Origin of the sequence: Streptomyces sp. NPDC050448 (assembly GCF_040655295.1) — a bacterium.
GTDB lineage: Bacteria > Actinomycetota > Actinomycetes > Streptomycetales > Streptomycetaceae > Streptomyces.
Window position 1 is genome coordinate 191671 of record NZ_JBFAJR010000004.1, and the last position, 19272, is coordinate 210942.

At 71.2% G+C, this 19272-nt stretch carries 23 protein-coding genes and 3 pseudogenes; 7 read left to right on the forward strand and 19 right to left on the reverse strand.

The window, feature by feature from the left end:
- Window positions 1–198: 198 nt before the first annotated feature.
- The 11 genes from AB0I68_RS07535 to AB0I68_RS07585 form a co-directional block, all read right to left on the reverse strand.
- Window positions 199–816 carry an MOSC domain-containing protein gene (locus AB0I68_RS07535; RefSeq protein ID WP_363176277.1) on the reverse strand — a complete coding sequence of 206 codons (618 nt, stop codon included), beginning with the start codon at window positions 814–816 and terminating at the stop codon, window positions 199–201.
- A gap of 7 nt (window positions 817–823) precedes the next feature.
- Window positions 824–1057 (reverse strand): acyl carrier protein, encoded by a 234-nt coding sequence (locus AB0I68_RS07540; RefSeq protein ID WP_363176278.1) that lies wholly within the window; start codon window positions 1055–1057, stop codon window positions 824–826.
- Between the two features lie 2 nt (window positions 1058–1059).
- The gene (locus AB0I68_RS07545) at window positions 1060–2106 is read right to left on the reverse strand and encodes a nitronate monooxygenase (RefSeq protein ID WP_363176279.1); all 1047 of its coding nucleotides are present in this window, start codon (window positions 2104–2106) and stop codon (window positions 1060–1062) included.
- Entirely contained in the window at window positions 2103–3002 is a 900-nt protein-coding gene (locus AB0I68_RS07550; RefSeq protein WP_363176280.1) for a hypothetical protein, read from the reverse strand. Before AB0I68_RS07550 ends, AB0I68_RS07545 begins: the two co-directional genes overlap by 4 nt.
- Window positions 2989–3912: a diiron oxygenase gene (locus AB0I68_RS07555; RefSeq protein ID WP_363176281.1), complete on the reverse strand. Its 924-nt coding sequence runs from the start codon at window positions 3910–3912 to the stop codon at window positions 2989–2991. Before AB0I68_RS07555 ends, AB0I68_RS07550 begins: the two co-directional genes overlap by 14 nt.
- A gap of 5 nt (window positions 3913–3917) precedes the next feature.
- A complete protein-coding gene (locus AB0I68_RS07560) occupies window positions 3918–4874 on the reverse strand; it encodes an inositol monophosphatase family protein (RefSeq protein ID WP_363176282.1) in 957 nt (318 codons plus the stop codon).
- Window positions 4871–6205, reverse strand: coding sequence for an aspartate aminotransferase family protein (locus AB0I68_RS07565; RefSeq protein WP_363176283.1), 1335 nt, complete (start codon window positions 6203–6205; stop codon window positions 4871–4873). The genes AB0I68_RS07560 and AB0I68_RS07565 overlap by 4 nt, the downstream gene beginning before the upstream one ends.
- Before the next feature lie 97 nt (window positions 6206–6302).
- Window positions 6303–6797: a hypothetical protein gene (locus AB0I68_RS07570; RefSeq protein ID WP_363176284.1), complete on the reverse strand. Its 495-nt coding sequence runs from the start codon at window positions 6795–6797 to the stop codon at window positions 6303–6305.
- A 279-nt stretch (window positions 6798–7076) separates the two neighbouring features.
- Window positions 7077–8078: a phosphotransferase family protein gene (locus AB0I68_RS07575; RefSeq protein WP_363176285.1), complete on the reverse strand. Its 1002-nt coding sequence runs from the start codon at window positions 8076–8078 to the stop codon at window positions 7077–7079.
- A gap of 31 nt (window positions 8079–8109) precedes the next feature.
- Window positions 8110–9054 carry an ROK family protein gene (locus tag AB0I68_RS07580; protein WP_363176286.1) on the reverse strand — a complete coding sequence of 315 codons (945 nt, stop codon included), beginning with the start codon at window positions 9052–9054 and terminating at the stop codon, window positions 8110–8112.
- Window positions 9051–10175, reverse strand: coding sequence for an alcohol dehydrogenase catalytic domain-containing protein (locus AB0I68_RS07585; RefSeq protein WP_363176287.1), 1125 nt, complete (start codon window positions 10173–10175; stop codon window positions 9051–9053). Before AB0I68_RS07585 ends, AB0I68_RS07580 begins: the two co-directional genes overlap by 4 nt.
- A 185-nt stretch (window positions 10176–10360) precedes the next feature.
- On the opposite strand from AB0I68_RS07585, the pseudogene AB0I68_RS07590 reads away from it, so the two are divergent.
- Window positions 10361–10609 (forward strand): annotated as a pseudogene (locus tag AB0I68_RS07590) (thioesterase domain-containing protein); the annotation flags it as partial.
- A 173-nt stretch (window positions 10610–10782) separates the two neighbouring features.
- On the opposite strand, the gene rpsR reads toward AB0I68_RS07590, so the two are convergent.
- From rpsR to rpmG, 4 genes are all read right to left on the reverse strand, one after another.
- Window positions 10783–11019, reverse strand: a complete 237-nt coding sequence (gene rpsR, locus AB0I68_RS07595) for a 30S ribosomal protein S18 (protein ID WP_363176288.1) — start codon at window positions 11017–11019, stop codon at window positions 10783–10785.
- A 70-nt stretch (window positions 11020–11089) separates the two neighbouring features.
- Complete coding sequence (locus AB0I68_RS07600) at window positions 11090–12241, reverse strand: GTP-binding protein (RefSeq protein WP_363176289.1); 1152 nt, start codon at window positions 12239–12241, stop codon at window positions 11090–11092.
- Window positions 12241–12486, reverse strand: a complete 246-nt coding sequence (locus AB0I68_RS07605) for a type B 50S ribosomal protein L31 (protein WP_363176290.1) — start codon at window positions 12484–12486, stop codon at window positions 12241–12243. The genes AB0I68_RS07600 and AB0I68_RS07605 overlap by 1 nt, the downstream gene beginning before the upstream one ends.
- A 42-nt stretch (window positions 12487–12528) precedes the next feature.
- Window positions 12529–12693 carry a 50S ribosomal protein L33 gene (rpmG, locus tag AB0I68_RS07610; RefSeq protein WP_363176291.1) on the reverse strand — a complete coding sequence of 55 codons (165 nt, stop codon included), beginning with the start codon at window positions 12691–12693 and terminating at the stop codon, window positions 12529–12531.
- Between the two features lie 69 nt (window positions 12694–12762).
- Between rpmG and rpmB the strand changes: the two genes are divergently transcribed.
- From rpmB to AB0I68_RS07630, 4 genes are all read left to right on the forward strand, one after another.
- Window positions 12763–12999: a 50S ribosomal protein L28 gene (gene rpmB / locus AB0I68_RS07615; protein WP_363176292.1), complete on the forward strand. Its 237-nt coding sequence runs from the start codon at window positions 12763–12765 to the stop codon at window positions 12997–12999.
- On the forward strand, window positions 12999–13304 hold the full coding sequence (gene rpsN, locus AB0I68_RS07620; protein ID WP_363176293.1) for a 30S ribosomal protein S14: 306 nt from the start codon (window positions 12999–13001) through the stop codon (window positions 13302–13304). The genes rpmB and rpsN overlap by 1 nt, the downstream gene beginning before the upstream one ends.
- 140 nt (window positions 13305–13444) lie before the next feature.
- Window positions 13445–13615, forward strand: a complete 171-nt coding sequence (rpmF, locus tag AB0I68_RS07625; protein WP_363176294.1) for a 50S ribosomal protein L32 — start codon at window positions 13445–13447, stop codon at window positions 13613–13615.
- Window positions 13616–13619: 4 nt separating this feature from the next.
- Window positions 13620–14801, forward strand: coding sequence for a GTP-binding protein (locus tag AB0I68_RS07630; RefSeq protein ID WP_363176295.1), 1182 nt, complete (start codon window positions 13620–13622; stop codon window positions 14799–14801).
- Window positions 14802–15012: 211 nt separating this feature from the next.
- On the opposite strand, the gene AB0I68_RS07635 is transcribed toward AB0I68_RS07630, so the two are convergent.
- Both AB0I68_RS07635 and AB0I68_RS07640 read right to left on the reverse strand, forming a co-directional pair.
- A complete protein-coding gene (locus AB0I68_RS07635; RefSeq protein WP_363176296.1) occupies window positions 15013–15810 on the reverse strand; it encodes a TIGR03943 family protein in 798 nt (265 codons plus the stop codon).
- On the reverse strand, window positions 15807–16853 hold the full coding sequence (locus tag AB0I68_RS07640) for a permease (protein WP_363176297.1): 1047 nt from the start codon (window positions 16851–16853) through the stop codon (window positions 15807–15809). Before AB0I68_RS07640 ends, AB0I68_RS07635 begins: the two co-directional genes overlap by 4 nt.
- Window positions 16854–17032: 179 nt before the next feature.
- Here AB0I68_RS07640 and AB0I68_RS07645 point away from each other — a divergent pair.
- Both AB0I68_RS07645 and AB0I68_RS07650 read left to right on the forward strand, forming a co-directional pair.
- Window positions 17033–17166 (forward strand): annotated as a pseudogene (locus AB0I68_RS07645) (winged helix-turn-helix domain-containing protein); the annotation flags it as partial.
- A gap of 1 nt (window position 17167) precedes the next feature.
- Window positions 17168–17474 (forward strand): annotated as a pseudogene (locus tag AB0I68_RS07650) (transposase); the annotation flags it as partial.
- Between the two features lie 16 nt (window positions 17475–17490).
- Here AB0I68_RS07650 and AB0I68_RS07655 read toward each other — a convergent pair.
- Window positions 17491–18219, reverse strand: coding sequence for an aspartate/glutamate racemase family protein (locus AB0I68_RS07655; RefSeq protein WP_363176299.1), 729 nt, complete (start codon window positions 18217–18219; stop codon window positions 17491–17493).
- Window positions 18220–18226: 7 nt separating this feature from the next.
- On the reverse strand, window positions 18227–19219 hold the full coding sequence (locus AB0I68_RS07660; RefSeq protein WP_363176301.1) for an HEXXH motif-containing putative peptide modification protein: 993 nt from the start codon (window positions 19217–19219) through the stop codon (window positions 18227–18229).
- Between the last annotated feature and the right edge of the window lie 53 nt (window positions 19220–19272).

Sequence of the window (19272 nt, forward strand, 5' to 3'; positions counted from 1 at the left end):
TCCTGCCTGCAGGGCCGCGGGTCTGCCGGACAGTTCGGCTTCCGCGCGGCGCGCGGGCGAACCGTCCGATTCCGCGGACGTGGATTCTTGTGGCCCGTGCCCGGCCAGGTGTGCGCCGGTCTGCGGGCTGCCCAACCGTTCACCGGGCGGCCCGGTGCGCAGAAGTAGTCGTTCGGCCGCCTGCCGTCACCTAAGGCCCTACCGGGCCGGGGGTGTTCGGGGCGAACGCGGAAGGCCGGTTCCGGTCAGGTCGGCGCCGCTGCGGTCTACGGGAGGGTCGGCCGGAGCGGGTGGCAGGGGCGGCTGCGCGGCGTGCGGCAGCGGGAGGATCCGGTCGCCCGCCCGGATCGTCCCGCCCCGGACCACCTCGGCCCGTAGTCCGCCGCGGTGCAGCAGGCCTCGGATCAGGCCGGGGCGGACCAGCTGTTCGAGGCGGGTGCAGGGTTCGCTGAGTTTGAGGCCGCGCAGGATCACGGCGCCGATCTGGAACTCCTGGCCCACCAGCGGGTTGAGCCGGATGTCGCGGCAGACGAGGTTGCGGCGGCATTCGGCGGGGGTGAGCGTGATGCCGTGTTCGCGGGCGAGGGCGTCGAGGGCCTCGGCTTCGATGAGGGTGACGTCGCAGACCCCGGATGCCCGGCCGGTCCCCCGGCGCCGGGGCCGGGGGCCTTCGCCCGCCCAGTAGTTGCGGTCGCCGGTCAGGCCGCGGCCGGTCACCGCGCGGGCCTGGGTGACGGGGAAGGTGGGCTCGCCGGTGCGCGCGGCGAGGTGGAGGGAGGTGATCCGGCCGGGTCCGGGCGGCGGGGCCTGCGCCATGGGTGGTTCACCCCTTCAGGAAGTTGTCCGTGAGGGAGCGAAGGGTGCGGAACTGGTTCACGTCGATCTGGTCGAGCTGCAGTTCCCGGCCGATCAGGTCTTCCAGCAGCAGGATGAACTCCATGAAGCCGAGCGAGTCGATCAGTCGGTTCTCGATCAGGTCGAGGTCCTCCGGGATCTCCTGGACGGTGGGGTTGCGTTCACGCAGCCAGTCCACGACCGGCTTGATCGTGTCGTCCATGGTCACCTCTCCTGGATCCGGTGCGGCTCTTCGGTCCTGTTCGTACGCGTGGCCCCCGGGGTGTCCGGGGAGCCTTCGCCGGTACGTCGCGCGCTCTCGTACTGCCGGCGGACCCGGGCGACGGTGACGGCGGCCGGGTGCCGGGCGGTGACACGGGTGCAGGACCGGCCGCAGTACATGGCCATCTCCTCGATGCGGCCGGTGGTGGTGTCGCCGGGGGCCGCCGCGCTGTAGCGCGGTACCGGGTGGTCTCGGCCGTCCACCCTGGTGGTGGCGATGAAGGTGGCCGGGGCGCGCTCTGCGGTGATGGTGAGGGGGTTGCGCAGGACACGGTGCGGGCGGTGCGGCCAGCCGATGTCGAAGAGCGAGGTGATGAGGGTGTCGTCGGCCACGGCCTGGACCACCCGCCGTTTGAACTCCGGGTGCGCGGTGGATTCCGCGGCCGGTACGAACAGTGTTCCGGCCATGGCCCCGTCCGCGCCGCGGGCCACGGCGCCCGCGAGGTCCCGTCCGGTCGCGATCCCGCCGGCTACGGCCAGGACCGCGTGCGGGTGGCGGGCCCGGACGGCGGCCAGGAGGCGGTTCACGGGCAGCCGGCCGAGCAGGTGGCCGCCGGCTTCGATGCCTTGGAGGACCAGCACGGCCGCGCCCAGTCCGAGGGCGGTGTCGGCGTCCGCGAGGGTGCCGACCTGGACCACCAGCGGGTGTCCCGCGGTCGCTACGGCCCGGACCGCCTCGGCGTCGGGCAGCCCGAAAGAGGTGACGAAGCCGCCCGGGGGCAGTTCGGGTAGGACGGCCCGGAGCTGTTCCAGGCAGGCGGCCGGTCCGGTGACCTCGGGGACCACGTTCACCCCGAACGGGCGGGCGGTGGCGGTGGCCACCGCCCGGACCAGCCGGGCGGCCCGCGCGGGCCGCTCCTTGTAGAGCGCGAGGGTGCCGCCGGCTCCGGCCTGGGACACCTCGGCGCACAGCGCGGTCCCGGCGACGGCGCCCATTCCCGCTTGCAGCAGCGGTAGTTCGAGGCCGAGCCGGGCGGCCAGCCGGGTCACGAGCCTTCCCCCGCCTGCCGCACCGCGCGGTACGCGGCGCCCAGGTCCCCTGCGAAGCGGTCACCGAGGGCGTGCACCCAGCGCTCCAGACCGAAGGCGACGCAGCCGGTGAAGGCCGGGCGGCCGGCGTGGTGGATAGCGCGGCGTTCGCCGAAGAAGTTGCGATGGTTGTTGGTGGAGGCGATGGCGGTGCCGTCGGTGTGCAGGTACTCGTTCTTGACCGGGGCGAGCAGTTGCATGACGGTGCGGGCGCCGTCCTTCTCGAAGAAGGGGTCGGTGGCGGACTGCCGGTCGAGGGTGAGGCCGAGGGCCGTGCCGAAGGCGGTGATCCGCTGCTGGTGTCGGTCGAGGTGGGCCCGTACGGCTTCGGCGGAGCCGACGCACACGATCTCCCGCATGGTGAACCCCCAGAGCCTGCGCAGCCCGTCGTGGTGGTCCTCGTTGCGGAAGCACTGTGCGACGGTGGTGACGAGGACGGGGGTGTCGGCGCTGGTGCCGGTGAGGTGCAGGAAGCAGCCGTAGCAGGCCGCGGAGGGCAGCAGGTGGGTGGCGTCGGCCAGGTCGGCCGCGGGCAGTGCGGTGACGCCGGGCGGGGCGCCGGCGAGGGCGGCGAGTCGGTCGGTGCGGGTGCGGGTGACCGGGCTGCCCAGGTGCGGGAAGTTGCGGAAGTAGTCGAGGGTGCCCAGGTCCTCGACTCGCAGCAGCGGCGAGAAGCTCAGTCGTCGGGCTCCGGCCTCGGTGCCCCAGCGGGTGAACACTGCGTCGAGCGCGTCCTTCAGCAGGACGGCGGGTTCGTCGAGGGTGGCCAGTCCGTCCCGGACCGACCAGCCTGTCCCCGTGTGCGCGGTGGCCGCGGGGTCGGTGTGCGCGGTGGCCGCGGGGTCAGTGACGGGCATCGAAGACCCCGATCCGGTTCAGGAAGTCGGTGGTCTTGTGCAGGACCTTGGCGTGGGCGGCCTGCCGGGCGGGGTGGGCGAGCAGCCGCCGGCGCAGCGCGAAGCCGTCCGCGAGGCCCGCGTCGCGGTAGACGGCCGGGTTGTAGAAGGACTCCATGCTGGTGGTGAGGTAGCGGCTGAGGTAGCTGCGCAGTTCGTGCCGGGTCACCTCGTTCAGGCCGCTGTCGAGGAGCCGCTCCCACAGCAGTTGCACCAGGCGGCAGCCGAAGGCGATGTGGCGGGACTCGTCCTGGTGGTGCAGCCGGTTGATGTGCCGGACGGTCTGGTGTAGGCGGCGGTCGGCGGCCAGGTGGACGTTGTAGTGGTCCACGATCTGTTCGAAGATCAGGATCCGGGCGAAGACCAGGAAGTTCTCGATGTCCGGGTCGCGCGGGGCCTCGGGGAGCTTGACCGACTTGTCGGGGTAGATCTTGGCGGCGTACTTGAGGCAGAAGGTGGCGAAGAACCACATGTGGTCGTTCTCCTCACCGATGAAGTGATGGAAGAACTCGGAGGGGAGTTCGAAGCCGGGTGTGTGGACGCGCCGGGTGACCTCGATGAGCAGTTCGCGGATGCCGTGCACGTTGAGGCTGTAGAAGTTGACGCTCTCCCAGCGGCTCAGGGCCTGGAGCCGGGCGGGGCTCAGTTCGTCCATCAGATCGGTGCCGTGGACGGAGAGCAGTTCGGGGGACATCCAGAGCTCGTCGGTGGAGATCGTGGGCGGCCAGTCGAATGTGGTGAACGGGTTGTAGTAGTCCGCGGTGGCCTTTTCGGAGAGCCGGTCGAGCAGGGCCCCGAACTCGGCGTCGGCGGTGGCGGTGCCGGTGCCGGTGGCGACTGGTCCGGTCGGCGGGGTGTCATGGGGGCGCATGGGCGTCAGTCCTTCCATCGAACGCCCGACAGAAGGGCCTGGTGGAGTTCGGGGGTGGATGCGGCTACGCAGGACCGCTGGTTGGCGATGCTCAGGTCGGTCAGGACGGTTTCGCCGAGCGGCTGTCCATAGCCGTCGGTGATGACAGCCCCGACCCTCTCGGCGAGGAAGACGGCCGCCGCGATGTCGTACGGGAACAGGTGCAGGACCCGGCCCTGGCCGACGCGTTCGAACTCGGGCAGCAGCGTCGGGTCGTCGCGCAGCAGCCGGTTGCCGATGTCCACGTAGGCGTCGAGCTGACCGGTGAGCAGCCGGGAGATGGACCAGGTGGCGCTGTTGAAGACGAAGACCCCGCCGGTGTTGGCCGAGCGGTCGATGAGGTGGCCGTAGGCCTCGGTCATCAGGCGGGCCGGGTGGCCGTTGAACTCCAGCGACCAGAACATCCGCGCGGGGTCGGTGGTGCGGGTCAGCGCCGGGACGGGGTGGTCGTAGCCGTGCGCGGTGATGCCCGGCGTCTCCAGGTCCCCGTAGAGATAGGCGCCCGTGCACAGTTCCATCAGCAGCGCATGCTCCACGTCGGCGATGCGTGGGCGCTGCGACAGGCGGGCGACGGCGACCGAGACGGTGGCCGACTCCAGGCCGGCGACGGCGGGTCGGGTGCCGTCGATGGGGTCGACGACCAGCAGGTGGAGGGGGTCCGTGCCGTGGTACTTCAGGCCGCGGTCCTCGGAGTAGACGGCGACGGGCAGGTCGTGGCCGGCGATGTACTGCCAGACGGCCGCTTCCGCCACCTCGTCGAGGCCGAACTGGGCGTCCCCGCCCGGCGAGTGGCCTCGGACCAGGCGGCTGCCTGCCTCGTGCCGGGCGGTGAGGACGGCTTCGCGGACGGCACTGGCGAGGCCGGTCACGTACTGCCGCATGGACGTGGCGGGCGCAGGGCTGCCGTGCTCGGGGCCGGTCATGCGGCGGCCTCGGCGGCGAAGAGGGCATCGAGGCGGTCGCAGAGCAGGTCGGCCTCGGCGCGGGTGAGGATCAGTGGCGGGCGGATCTTGATCACGTTGCCCCGGCCGTAGCGGGAGGTGCGCAGGATCAGGCCGTGGCCCATGCCGCGCCGGGCCAGGGCCTGGGCCCGTTCGCTGTGCGGGCGGCCTTCGTCGTCGCCGATCTCGATCCCGATCATCAGGCCGAGGCCGCGCACGTCGACTACGGCGGGGTGCAGGGCGGCCAGTGCGCGCAGCCGTCCCATGATGTGGGCGCCGACCTCCCGGACGTTCTCCAGGAAGCCGGGGCGGCCGATCACGTCGAGGGTGGTGGCCGCCGCTGCGGCGGCGAGGACGTTGCCGCCGTAGGTGAAGGAGTGGTGGTCGCTGCCGAGCCCGGACATCCGCTCGTCGGCGACGATGGCCGCGATCTGGGCGCCGGAGCCGCCGAGGCCCTTGGCGGTGGTCAGGATGTCGGGCCGGACCCCGTAGTGCTCGGCGGCGAACATCCGCCCGACCCGGCCGATGCCGGTCTGGATCTCGTCGAAGACGAGGACGATGCCCCGTTCGTCGCACAGGTCGCGCAGCGCGGGCAGGTAGCCGTCGGGGGGCACGATGTTGCCGCCGCTACCGGAGACCGGTTCGACGACCACGCAGGCGACACTGCCGGAACTGGCGTGGTCGAGGAAGTCGTTGATGCGTTCGACGCAGAGCATGCCGCAGCTGTCGGGGCCCGCCTGGCGGTAGAAGCAGCGCAGGCAGTAGGGGTCGGGGACCTGGAGCACGCCGGGCATCAGGTGGGGGAAGGGCGCCTTGCGGAAGGACTCGCCCGACATGGTGGTCGTCATCATGGTCTGGCCGTGGTGGCTGCGGAACAGGGTGATGACGTCACGGCGGCCGGTGGCGAGTTGCGCCATCTTGACCGCGCCCTCGTTGGCGGTGGAGCCGCCCGATACCTTGAGGTGCACCTTGGTCAGGTTCGGCGGGGTGACGTCGACCAGCCGCCGGACCAGCTCGTTGACGGGGGCGGTCTGGAAGGTCGAGGTGGTGTGCACCAGCTGTTCGGCCTGGTCACGCATGGCCTTGACCACTTCGGGGTGCCCGTAGCCGAGGCTCAGGTTGAAGGTGCCGGACGCGCAGTCGAGGTACTCGTTGCCGTCGGTGTCGTACAGGTGGATTCCCTCGCCGTGGTCCATCTCGTACGCGCTGACCGGGTAGTACAGGTGCTTCTGGGCGTAGCTCAAGGCATCGCTGCGGACGTCGCTGCGGGCACCGCTCTTCGTGTCGCGCTGGGCGCGCATGAGGTCGGCCATGTGTCTCCTGTCGACTTCCGTCCCGCAGGGCACGGCGCATGGCTTCGATATCCCCGGGACGTGGAAAATGATGTTCCCCGGAATGCGGGGCCGGAGTTCACACGTCCAGGACGAAGGTGAACGCGGCGTCCCAACCCTCGGACGTCTCGCGAACATTCATCAGACATTCTGGCCGGAAATACTTGTCCAGGTGGTTTCGGCGCTCGCCGGGAAAATAAAGCATCGTGGTCAGTACGGCCCCGCCGGGCGGCTGCACCTTCACGTGCACGTGCCGCGTCCGCCCCGGGTACACGGCGGGCAGCACCGTCTCCAGCCGCCACTGCCCCTCGGCGTCCGCGAACTGGTGGCCGCGCAGCCGAAAACCTTCGTCGTCGTAGACTCCGGCGTCCCCGACTTGCCAGAAGTCGAGCAGGGCGCCGGCGATCGGCTCCCCATCGGGAGTGCGCACGGCGCCGTGCAACAGCATCGGGACACCGTCCTCCGCATCACCCCGGAAGCTGGTCCTGAAGGGGGTGTCGGGCTTGTAGTACGGCCCTTCGCGCAGGGCAGGCGTGGGCGGCGTCCCGTTGCATCGAACGGTCGGCGTGAGCATCTTCAGGACATTTCCCGGACTTCCGTTCTCCACGGCGGAATTCTCCCTTGGTCAAGGATCTTTCGCTTCGGTCCAGGCAGACTAACCGGCGCTCCCGGTGTTGAGAAGAAGGCCGCGTGTCGCCTCTTCGCCATTCCTTGGACGTTTATAGCCACGTCTTTCGCGAGCAGCACGGAGAGCGGTTTCTCCGGGGAATGGAGCAGCGTACGAGCCGGATGGGAAAGGAGGGACAACCGGCGGCACGCGCTCGCGTCCGGCTGCGGTCGGTACCGGCCGGGATCAGTGCCGCCCGGCGGCGGACCGACGCAGCGCGGTGCGGGCGCGGGCGAAATAGGCCGGATCGGGCGGTGCCGTGAGGATGTCCGCGAGCGCGAAGAGGTCCAGCGTTCGGCTGAGGCCCAGCCAGCCCCCGGGCAGCCGGGCGCTCCCGCCCCGGAAGCCCTCGACGAAGCCCTCGGTGAAGGCGGGCGGGTACTCGTGGGCGAAGCGCAGCATGTTCCCGACGTCGAAGAGCGGGGAGCCGCTGAAGGCGAGCTCCCAGTCGAGCACGGCGGCCACCGTCCACTGTCCGGCGCGCCGCCGGACCAGGACGTTCTTCGGGTTGAAGTCGCAGTGCACCAGGCTGCGTGCACCGGCTACGGCGGCGAGTGCCCGGGGCCCCCGGCGGGCCAGGGCGCGCAGTACGGCCGCGTCCGCCCCGCTCAGCGGCCCGTCCGCGACCGCGGTGGCCAGACAACGGTCGACGAAACCGGGCAGGTCACCCAGCGGGTGGGGACCGTCCGCGGCCGGGACCAGCGAGGAATCCCCGAAGGCGCCCGGGCGGGGCAGCCTGACCCGGCCGATCCGCGCCAGCACTGCCCCGACGGCCCGGCCCAGGGCTCGCGCTTCACCGCTCACCGGCTCCTCCGCGAGTACCTGGCTGAGCGGTGTCCCGTCCACGAACCGGTAGAGCAGGGTGGGACGGCCGGTGGCCCGGCCGTGCGGATCGGCCGCGACGACCGCGGTCACCGGGACGGTTCGAGCCGCCGCCCGGCCGAGGACGGCAACCTCCACCGCACAGGTGTTGCGCGGGATCCGGCTGCCGCTGGGCCGGTAGCGCCGCAGCACATAGCGCTCCGTGCCCGGCGCGTCGGCGGGCTGGGCCGTGAGCAGGGCCATGTCATTGGTGAACCCGCCGGGCAGCGGGTCCATCTCGTGCAGCCGGGCCCCGGGCAGGGCGTGCCGGGTCAGCCAGGCGCGGGTGGCAGGGTCAAGGAGGCCCACCGGATCGGGGCGCGTCACACCACCCAGCCTGCCCGGCCCGGAGCCGTCCTCATGCGTCCGTTCCCCCCGATGGGCCAGCGCCGGGCCGTGGCCGTGCGGCGGCGGCCGCCCCGGCCGCCAGGACCAGCCCCCCCGCCGCTCCGGCGAGCCGGCCGAGCCGTGCCGGGACCACGAACTCCTCGGCCGCGTGCTCGGGCAGCCCGGGGTATCCGCCCAGTGCCGCGGTCAATTCGGCGCGGAGCAGCGGAAACAGCCCGGGGAGTTCCGCGACGCCACCGCCGATCACGATCCGCTGCGGCGCGGTCGTGTACACGATGCCCCGCAGCCCCGCGGCCAGGTAGGCCGCCTCCAGCCGCAGCGCCTCGCGCAGGGCGTCGCCGGTCAGCGCTTCGGCCGGAGTCCCCCAGCGGGCGCCGATCGCCTCGCCTCCCGCCAGCCCCTCCCAGCAGTCGCCGTGGAAGGGGCAGGAGCCGGGGAAAGCGTCGCCCGCGACCCGGGGCACCGCGAGGTGACCCATCTCCGTGTGGACCAGGCCGCTGACCACCTTGCCGCCGATCACCGCGCCGCCGCCGATGCCGGTGCCGACCGTGAGGTAGACGTAGGTGTCCAGGCCGCGCGCCGCGCCCCAGCGGCCCTCACCGAGGGCCGCCCCGTTGACGTCGGTGTCGATGCCCACCGGCACGCCGAGCGCGGCGGCGACCGGACCGGCGACGTCCACCCCGGACCAGCCGGGTTTGGGGGTGGCGGCCAGGTGGCCGAACTTGGCATGTCCCGGGCGCAGTTCGAGGGGCCCGAAAGACGCGATGCCGACCGCGTCCAACGGTCCGCTCTCGGCGGCCGTCTCCTGGAAGAAGGCGATGGCCCGACTCAGAGTGGGGCCCGGTTCACCGGTCGGGAACCGAATCTCGGCCTCGATCCGGTCGGGGGCCGAGCCGACCAGGCAAACGAACTTGGTCCCGCCGGACTCGATCGCCCCGAGCCTCGGCGCGCTCACGCGTCCACCGGCCAGCCGTCGGCGCCGACCGGGCCGGAGTGCGAGCGGATAACGACCTTGAGCGCGTCGTAGCGCGGTGACCGTCCGGGGCCGTTGTCCCCGCCCTGGGTGATCCCGCCGAGCGCGATGAAGGCGTCTTCGTACCGTTCGAGCGGGAACTCGTGCGTCACCAGCCGCTCCAAGACCGCTCCGCTGCCGGTGCCGGATCGTTGGGGCCCGGCAAGTGCGGCGGCCAGGTCCACGGCGACCGGGAAGATGTCGGCCCGGTAGTCCCCGGCGCCGATCAGCCGGATGCCCCGGTTGGTGAGCCGGAGCGGGCGCAGCGGCACGGTGTAAGTGTCGTCGAAGCCCATCACCACCACTCGGCCGCCGTCGTCGATCAACCGTAACGCCGCGTCCAGGCCAGTGCCCGTGGTGTCGAAGACGACGGAGGGGCGCTCGCCGCCCGAGGCCTTCACCACGGCTTCGGCCAGGTCCGTTCCTGCCACGTCCACCACGTGCGTGAACTGTTCGCGGGCCCGCTCCAGCCTGTAGCCGTCCGGTTCGGCGACGGTGACCCGGCGCGCCTGGCGGGCGGCGACCAGTGCGGTCAGCATCCCGATCGGACCCACGCCGAGCACCACCACGGTGTCGTCGAAGGTGACGGACGCGGCTTCGACGTTGTTCAGGACGCAAGCGAGCGGCTCGATCAGGACCGCGCTGCGGAAGGGCAGCCCGTCGGGAACCCGTTCGACGAAACGTTCCGGCAGGGTCACGGCCTCCGCGTACGTGCCGTCCCGGTCGACGCCGACCTCGGTCCCGGCCTTGTGACGGCAGAAGTTGGTCGCTCCCCGGCGGCACGGGACGCACCAGCCGCAGTACAGCGTCGGGTTGACCACCACACGGTCTCCCACCCCGACCGAACGCGCCTGCGGCCCTGTCTCCCGCACCACACCTACCGACTCGTGCCCGAGCACTACGCCCGGCCGGGCCGGGAACCGCCCGAGCAGGATCTTGCGGTCCGTTCCGCAGACCCCCGTACCGACGATCTCCACGACGACGTCATCACCGTTCACGAGTTGCGCGGCGGGCCGGTCTTGCAGTTCGGCGGAGCCTGGACCCAGATAGACGAGAGCGCGCACGAGACCTCCCCATCGGTGTTCGGGGGGCGACGCTAGCGCAGCCGAACGCGGCCGGAAACGGCGCCTCTGAGCCACTCCGCGGCCGCGGCTGGCCCGGCCCCCGGCCCCGCGGCTTCTGGGCTGGCCGGAATGCAGGCTGGTCCCTGACCGGGGCGCGCGTTGTCGCCGGCGCCGAAGACGTCTGCGTGGTCCAGCCGCCCGGTCGCGGCTCCCGTACGCGCGAACGGCCCGTCAGCGCCCTCACCCGGCTCACCAGGATGGCGGCCCGCGCACTCGCTGCCACCCGTGACGACCGGCCGACCGCCTTCCTCGGGCATTCCAGCGGCGGCATCTACGCCTTCGAAACCGCCCGGGCCCTCGCCCGAGCCAGCCGACCGCCCCGCCGGCTCGGACTCTCCGCCAGCGCTGCCGTCCATCAGGCCGGACGACTTGCGTCGCGCCGGCCTGGAAAGTTCCGGCTCCCCCGGCGGGGGCTTACGACGGGCGTGAGGCGATCGATCTGCCCTGGCCGGCCCCGTACCTCCTCTGGGCCCAACATCCAGGCGGTGTCCGCCAAGCCCGGCCACAGCCGACACCGCCTGACGCGTGCAGATTCGTCCGGATGCCGTCAGCGGCCGGCGTACGGCAGCAGCGCCATCTCCCGCGCGTTCTTGATGGCCGTGGCGAGGGCACGCTGCTGCTGGGCCGTCACCCGGGTGACGCGTCGGCTGCGGATCTTCCCCCGGTCCGAGATGAACTTCCGCAACAGGTCAGTGTCCTTGTAGTCGATGTAGGTGATCTTGGCCGCGTCGAGCGGGTTGGGCCGGGACTTCACGGGCTTGCCGGGGTGCGGGCGTCGGGCCATGGGGCAGCTTCTCCTTGCAGGAACGATTCGGTTACGGCCTCGCCGGGCCGTGTTCAGGTCTGTGCGGGTATCAGGCGGCGTCGAGGAGGGAGTCGAACGCGGCGGGCAGGTGCTTCCAGGCTTCGCGTCCCGACCCGTACTCCGCGTCCGTCAGGAGGCAGGAGTCGAGGAGCTGTTCCAGCCCGTCCCGGTCCAGGCCGGGCGAGGTGAAGACGAGGTGCTGGCAGCAATCGCCGTGATCGGGGTGCCAGTCGAGCGCGGCCGCCGCCCGGCGCATGGGCGGGACCATGCCCCAGGCCGCGTCGGGCAGTGACGCCAGCCACGGCCCGGCGCTCTCCACGCACAGCGCTCCGCCGGCCGCGTCCCAGGCGAGCAGCGTGTCGGGGCGGTCGGCGAGCCAGAACCGGCCGCGGCTGCGGGCGGCGGCGCAGCACAGGTCTTCGAGTGCCTGGTAGAGCCGTTCGGGATGGAAGGGCCGTCTGCGGCGCCAGACGAGCGTGGTGACGCCGGCCTCGTCGGCTTCCTGGGGCAGGAGCGCACACGCGGGGTGTTGTGCGGCCGCGGCGGCTTCGACGTCGAAGCCGGCGAACGCGGCCCGCGCGAGTTCGACGGACGCGGCCGGCACCCGGCGCGCGGTGGGGTGCAGCTGCGCGAGCAGGGCATGGTCCTCCTCGACGGCCTCCTCACTGTCGACGACGGCGAGGACGGGCGCGTACTCCAGCTGGCGGGCCCAGGTGTCACCGACGGTCCGCTGGTCGGTGGGGGCCGCCGCAAGGCCGGCCTCGGCCAGGTCGTCGCCGTTCGCGAGATACGGCAGGACGAGCGCGGGGTCGACGGCGGTGATCACGCCCGTCAGAGCCAGCCGGTCCCCGCCGTGACCGGCGATGACTTCCGCCATGGCCTTCGGTTCGACCGAGTCCCACAGCTCGACCACGGCGAGACGGGTCAGACCGCTGTCCGCCATCCGCTCCAGTTCCGGGACCAGGTCCTCGCGCAGTGCGCAGCACGCGCAGTCGTTGACCAGGGGCGTCTCGCTGCGGGAGAGAGTGCCCGACGCGTCGCGGATCAGGCGGAGCACGGTGCCGTCCGGTGCGGCGGCCAGGTCGTGGTGCAGCGCCACACTGCCCGGAACCGCTTGCAGGAGGCGCTCTACGACCTCCTTCCGTGCGTCGGCGTGGAGACCGGCGACGATGACGACGGGAAGCTGGTGGTCGTGGGCCATCAACGGGCTCCGTAGCGGCGCTCGAACTTCTCGACGCGACCGGCGGTGTCGAGCACGCGAGCGGTGCCGGTGTAGAAGGGGTGGCTTGCGGAGGAGATCTCCACGTCGACGACCGGGTAGGTGTTGCCGTCCTCCCAGTCGACGGTCTTGTCGCTGGTCATCGTGGAGCGGGTGAGGAACGCGGTGCCGGAGGCGGAGTCGCGGAAGACGACGGGCGCGTAGGCGGGGTGGATTCCGGGCTTCATGGCAGGGGGGCCTTTCGATGAGTCGGGGCGGGGTGTGCGGGATCAGCGCTCTTCGCGGAAGTCGACGTGGCGGCGGACGACGGGGTCGTACTTGCGCAGCACCAGCCGGTCGGGGTCGCCCGGGCGGTTCTTGCGCGTCACATAGGTGAACCCGGTGCCTGCCGTGGAGCGGAGCTTGACGATCGGGCGGATCTCGTTGCGTGCCATGAGGCTAGTATATGACACTGGTTTTCATTACCAACAAGCCCGCAGTCCTCAAGAAAGGCGGCAGCATCCATGTCAGCCCACTGCCAACTGACCGGCGCCAAGCCGGGCTTCGGCAACGCCATCTCCCACTCACACCGGCGCACCTCGCGCCGCTTCGACCCGAACATCCAGCGCAAGCGCTACTGGCTGGCGAGCGAGGGGCGCCACATCCGCCTGACGCTGAGCGCCAAGGCGATCAAGACGGTGGACGCGATCGGCATCGAGGCGGCCGTGACCCGGATCCGCGCACGGGGAGGGAAGATCTGATGGCGAAGAGGAGCAAGATCGCGCAGAACGAGAAGCGCAAGGAGATCGTCGCGCGGTACGCCGCCCGGCGGGCCGAACTCAAGGAGGCCATCCGGCGCCCGTCCGCCACCGCGGCAGAACGGGAGGCCGCCCTCGCGGAGCTGCGCCGGCAACCGCGCAACGCCAGCGCCACCCGAGTGCGCAACCGCGACAGCGTGGACGGCCGCCCGCGTGGCCATCTGCGCAAGTTCGGGCTCTCGCGAGTGCGGGCCCGGCAGCAGGCGCATGCCGGCTTCCTGCCAGGAGTGAAGAAGTCGTCCTGGTAGGCGACACCCGGACCCCAGACCCGACCCGCTCGATCGAGCACTACCCGCACACTGCCCCGCGAGCAATTGGGGCAGATTGATAATAGGAACCATTTTCATATACCTTCTCCGAGTCAGCAGCCCTACCGAGGAGTCCCACCATGGCCGTCCCCAAGCGGAAGATGTCCCGCAGCAACACCCGCCACCGCCGCGCCCAGTGGAAGGCGACCACGCCCCAGCTGGTGCCGATCACCGTCGACGGCTCCGTCCACCAAGTCCCGCAGCGCCTCGTGAAGGCATACGAGCGCGGCCTCATCCGCCCCGAAGGCTGATCCCGTGGCCTCGTACGACCGCCTGCCGGTGACGGTTCTGTCCGGCTTCCTCGGCGCCGGCAAGACCACCCTGCTCAACCATGTCCTGAGCAACCGCGAGGGCCTGCGGGTCGCGGTGATCGTCAACGACATGAGCGAGGTCGACATCGACGCCGCGCTCGTGCGCGGTGGCGAGGCGGCGCTCTCGCGCACCGAGGAGCGGCTGGTCGAGATGACCAACGGGTGCATCTGCTGCACCCTGCGCGACGACCTGCTGGAGGAGGTCGACCGGCTCGCCCGCGAGGGCCGCTTCGACTACCTGCTCATCGAGTCCAGCGGCATCTCCGAGCCCATGCCGGTCGCCGCCACCTTCTCCTTCCCCCGGGACGACGGCGCCACCCTCGGCGACCTCGCCCGCCTCGACACCATGGTCACCGTCGTCGACGCCTCGAACTTCCTGCGGGAACTCGCCGGCGGGGACGAACTGGTGGCGCGCGGCCTCGACCAGTACGAGGACGACGAGCGGACTGTCAGCGATCTCCTGATCGACCAGGTCGAGTTCGCGGACGTCATCGTCCTCAACAAGCTCGACCTGATCGGGCCGGGCGACGCCGCGCGACTGCGCGCCACCCTCGCCCGGCTCAATCCCGAGGCCCGGATCGTGCCCGCCGTACGCGGCCACGTCGCGCTCGAACAGGTCCTGGGCACGGGACTGTTCGACGTGGAGCGGGCCCAGCAGGCCCCGGGCTGGGTCAAGGAGCTCAACGGCGACCACGTCCCGGAGACCGAGGAGTACGGCATCTCCTCACTGGTGTTCCGCGCCGACGCGGCCTTCCACCCCGGCAGGCTGTGGACGTTCGTCACCAAGGGCCTCGACAGCGGCATCTTCGGGCGGATCCTGCGCTCCAAGGGCTTCTTCTGGCTCGCCAGCCGCCCCCGGGTGACCGGCCTGTGGTCCCAGGCCGGCGCGGTGGCCCGGTTCGAGCCCTCGGGGGCCCGCGGCCCGGACACCGCCCAGGGCCAGGAACTGGTCTTCATCGGCACCGGACTCCGCGCCGAGGCCCTCCGGGCGGCCCTCGAAGCCTGCCTGCTCGGCCCGGACGAACCAGTCCCGGCCGAGGACGACTTCCCGGAGTGGGAGACATACGGCATCGACGACGCCTGCGAGCACGAGCCCGCCGCCACTCCCGTGACGACGGCAGCCTGAGACTCCGGGCTGGGCGGTGGTCGCAGCCACGGCACCGCCCAGCCCGGCCCCTCCCGCAATGGCGGCCTGGCCATGACGGTGGCCCGCGTGCAGCGGGCCGAGGGGATAGGTGGAGTCTCCTGGGGTGGGTTCGATGTGGAGCCTGAGCTCGAATGGGTCGATGCCCGGGCCGGGGCGGGACAAGGAGGCGTGGCAGACCCCGATCGAGGACTCAGCCGTCCGTGGGCGGCGCGTCGTGGTAGGGGTTGCGCGGTTGTCCGACGGGCTTCAGGACACCGACCTCCATGGCCGGGACGGGGTTCTCCACGGGGACGTGCTCGGCCCGCCACACGCCCGTGACCTCGACCCAGGTGTCGTTGTCGGGTGCCTTCACGCCGTGCATCTCCACGCGCAGGGTCCGCGCGTCGGCCGCGCAGCAGCTGAGCTTCAGGCGGTTGAGGTACCAGGTGTCCGGGCTCTTGCCGGCGGAGACGAACCCCAGCAGCCGGACCTCGCGGCCGCCCAGGGTCTTCGGCGCGTGCACGGAGCGTCCGATGAACTCCTGCAGGGCCATGGGCGTGAACGGCGCGTCAGCCAGTTCCTCGTAGCCGGTCTGCTCGACGCCGGACGCGGCCCCGCCCCGCGAGGCCGTGTACGAGCCGAGCGCCGGCGGGGCTACGAACATCAGGGTGAGGGCGGGTACGGCCAGGAGCCAGGCGACGTGCGTGGCACCCCCGTGCCCGTGGTCGTGGTCGTGGTCGTGGTCGTCGTGCGCTTCTGTGTCGTCGCCCGGCGGCTGCCGCAGGCGGCGCACCAGCTCGACTCCGAGCCCCGCGAAGCCCAGGGCGAGCAACAGCGCTCCGGACGCGACGAGGTACGGCCGCAGTCCTTCCTTCACGTACCGGAGGTACACGTCGCTGCGCACGGTGGTGTGCAGCAGGCCCGTGCCGGTCAGCACCAGCAGGAGGGGCGAACCGAGTCCGCTCAGCAGGCGAGCGCGTTCCGCACGGGCGGGGGGTCGTCCGGTCACAGGAATACCACTCCGACAATTACGCAGCAGAGGATCGCCACGACGAACGTGCCGGCGCAGAACCGCACCGCGAACGCCCGTCCGAAGGCCCCCGACTGCAGGGCGATCAGCTTCATGTCCACCATCGGGCCCACCACCATGAAGGCGAGGCGGGCGGTGGGCGAGAAGCCGGTGAACGACGACGCGACGAACGCGTCCGCCTCCGAGCACACCGACAGGAGCACCGCGAGCGCCGCCGCCACCAGGACGCCCAGCCATGGAGACCCGGAGAAGGTTTCCAGGACGGACGGCGGTACGAGGACGTTGAAGGTCGCCGCGGCCATGGCGCCGACCACCAGGAACCCGCCCGCCTGCAGGAAGTCGTGCTGCAGCCCGCGCCGGAAGGCCTCCAGCCGGCCCGCGCCGGGCGTGTGCTCCGCATGCCCCGTCGGTAGCCGCAGCCACTCCTCGCGCCCCCACCGGATCCACAGCCAGCCCATGACGACCGAGGTGACGAGCGAGGCGCCGAACCGCGCGGCCACCATCTCCGGCTTGCCGGGGAACGCGATCGCCGTCGAGACGAGCACCACCGGGTTGACGGCGGGCGCGGCGAGCAGGAACGTCAGGGCCGCCGCGGGAGCCACGCCCCGCCGCATCAGGCTGCCCGCGACCGGCACCGAGGCGCACTCGCAACCCGGCAGCACCACTCCGGCGGCACCGGCCACCGGAACGGCGAGGACGGGGTTGCGGGGCAGGATCTTGGAGAAGACCCGGGCGGGGATGAACGCGCCGATGGCCGCCGAGACGACGGTGCCGAGAATCAGGAACGGTACGCCCTGCATGACGATGGCCACCAGCAGCGTGCGCCACGCCTCGAACGCCGCAAGCCCGAGCAGCCGCTCCACCCACGGTCCGGCGAGCACCGCGACCACCACGGCCCCGACCAGGGCCGAGCCGACCGTGCCGGTCGTCGGCCGGCGCCGTCGCCCCGAGTCGTCCTCGCCGCCATGCGGGTCGAAAGGAGGTGGTGGTGCCGTCGCCGCACTCGCCGAGCCCTCAACCATGCTGCGTCCCTCGCTCTTCAACCTCCGGGGCGCGGCGGAACGCGCCCAGCCCGACCGGAGGTGGCCCGGCGCGAGCGGGCACAGACTAGCCCACGACAATCATATTCATCTATCGCTCAGCGGCTTGAGCAGGACAGGAGGGCCGTGTCGTTTCTGACGTGATCTCGACGCAGACGACCGGCAGGAAGTTCCACGTCTCCTACAGCGTCTCGGCCGCCACCCGGCTGATGCACCGCCTCGGCTTCACTCCGCAGGTCCCCGCCCGCAGGGCCCCACCCGCAGGGCCGCGGAACGCGACGAGCAGGCCGTGGCCAGTCAAGGCACCGCTCGTGCTCGTGTGGGACCGGCTGAACACGCACCTGTCCCACACGATGCCGACCAGATCGAGGCACGCGAGTGGCTGACCGTGTTCACCCTGCCCGCGTACGCGCCGGAATTGAACGCCGTCTCTAGTACCAGTGGGCCCACGTGAAACACAGCCTCGCGAACCTCGCCAGCGTCGCGCTCGACCGCCTCGAGACCCTCGTCCGCAACCGACTCAAACGACTCCAGTACCGCCCCACCGTCCTCGACGGCTTCCTCGCCGGAACCGGACTCTCCCTCGGCCTCCCACCACCATGACCCTCAAGCACCGAAGTCAGTAGCGCCTCAACTCCCCCTCGGGCCACGGTTCGTAGTCGCCGACGGCGGAGTGCGAGAGGGACTCGCGCTCGTACAGGTCAGCCATCATCTCGGCCCACTTCCAGGCGGCCATGCCGGGATCGACGAACGCGGCGCCCAGGTCCTCCCTGAGTGCTCTGGCGAACCCCGGCGGGGCGATCTCGGAAAGGACGACCACCTCGGCGCCGTCGCGTCGGACCGCGGCCCGTGCCTCTTCGCGAACCCGCTTGAAGAAGGTGGTCGGATCGGCCTGCGCGGCGGGAATCGACATGTCCACCGCGCGCACCGAGGCAAGGTGCCGCTCCATTCCCGCCAGCAGAGCGTTCTGTTCGATCTGCGGCGTCCATTTCCGGCGCCCGACGATGACCGAGAACCGGTGGCCGAGGGTGGAGGCCAGCAGCATGCTGGCCTCGCCCATGCCGATGACGGGCAGCTTCACGCACTCCCGGAGCACACGCACGCCGACGTCGAAGAAGCATCCGACCACGGCTGCGTGCGCGCCTTCGGTTTCGGCTTCGCGGACCAGTTCGGTGACCGGACCGATCACCCGGTGCCCGGCTTCGCGATACTCCAGGTGGGGTGGCCCGTGCTGGAGATGGCGCACGACGGCGCGGTGATGCGGGGCACGTGACGCCTCGATCGCGAGTGTCACTTCTTCGTCGAATGCTGCCGTGCCGACCGGGTTGATCCACCAGATGGTTCCCATGGAGGTCTCACGCCTGCCCGGCACAGGCGCCGAGGAGGACGTCGTCGCGGCGCCGGGTGAGCAGTTCTGCCAGCGCCGGCACCCGCACCCACTCCACCGCACGGGCGAAGTCTTCCCGGGAGGAGTGCAGTTGCTCCACGTATCTGCTGTGCATCATCGCCGCCACCGCCGAGATCTCCGGTCCGAGCCGGGCGTTGAGCAGCCACCGGCAGTACAGTGCGACATGGGAGAATGCCCACGTTCCGTGCAGGAATCCGAATACCGGTCGCTCCGTCTGCAGCCACGGTGCATAGAATTTCGCGCCACTGCGGTGGATTTCCCCTGCGATGTCCAGTGCGGAAAAGAGGTCGTTGAGCTCCGTGTGTGCCGCCTCGTGGATGAGTTCACGGCTGACGTAACGATGCTCGGTGAAATAGTCCAGGTGCGCGGTGGCCGGTAGTGCGCTGGTGGTCCAGCTACGGATTTTCCCATTGTTGGGCGTCAATTCGGCGATGAGTGCGATGATGCGGGTGTTCCGCAGTACCGTCGCACCGAACCCGGCGTCGACCGCAGTACCCAGGGCGCGGGTGACCAGGCCGCGGTCAGCGGCGGCGGCGGTCGTGCAGAGCTCGGGGGAGACAAGCGCGACAGGAGCAGAGGCATGGGCGGCGTCCTCGCCAAGTGACGCGTCATCGGTGAGTTCCCGCCACGCGGGATGCATCACTATGATCGGCATGCCCTGCGCCCGCAGCGGGCGCAGCGACGAGGTTTTGCCGGTTCGCAGCGCCATCGCCGCGTCGACCGCCTTGCGGTCCCCCTCCCGCACGGCCCGGCTCACCCCTTCGAACACGTGATGGGCCAACGCGTACCGCAGGGGAAGATCACAGTTCGCGGCACCGCCCCAGGCGTATTCGTCCTCGGCTCCCAGGGTGCCCAAGAGACCGTCGATACGTTCGATCTTCGCTTGCCGATAGGCGTCCACCTGTGCACGCAGATCGGCCGGCAACGTGAAATTCGACATTCAGCATCCCGTGATCTCGCTGATTCGTTGCCCGAATGACCGCTCGTGCGCGA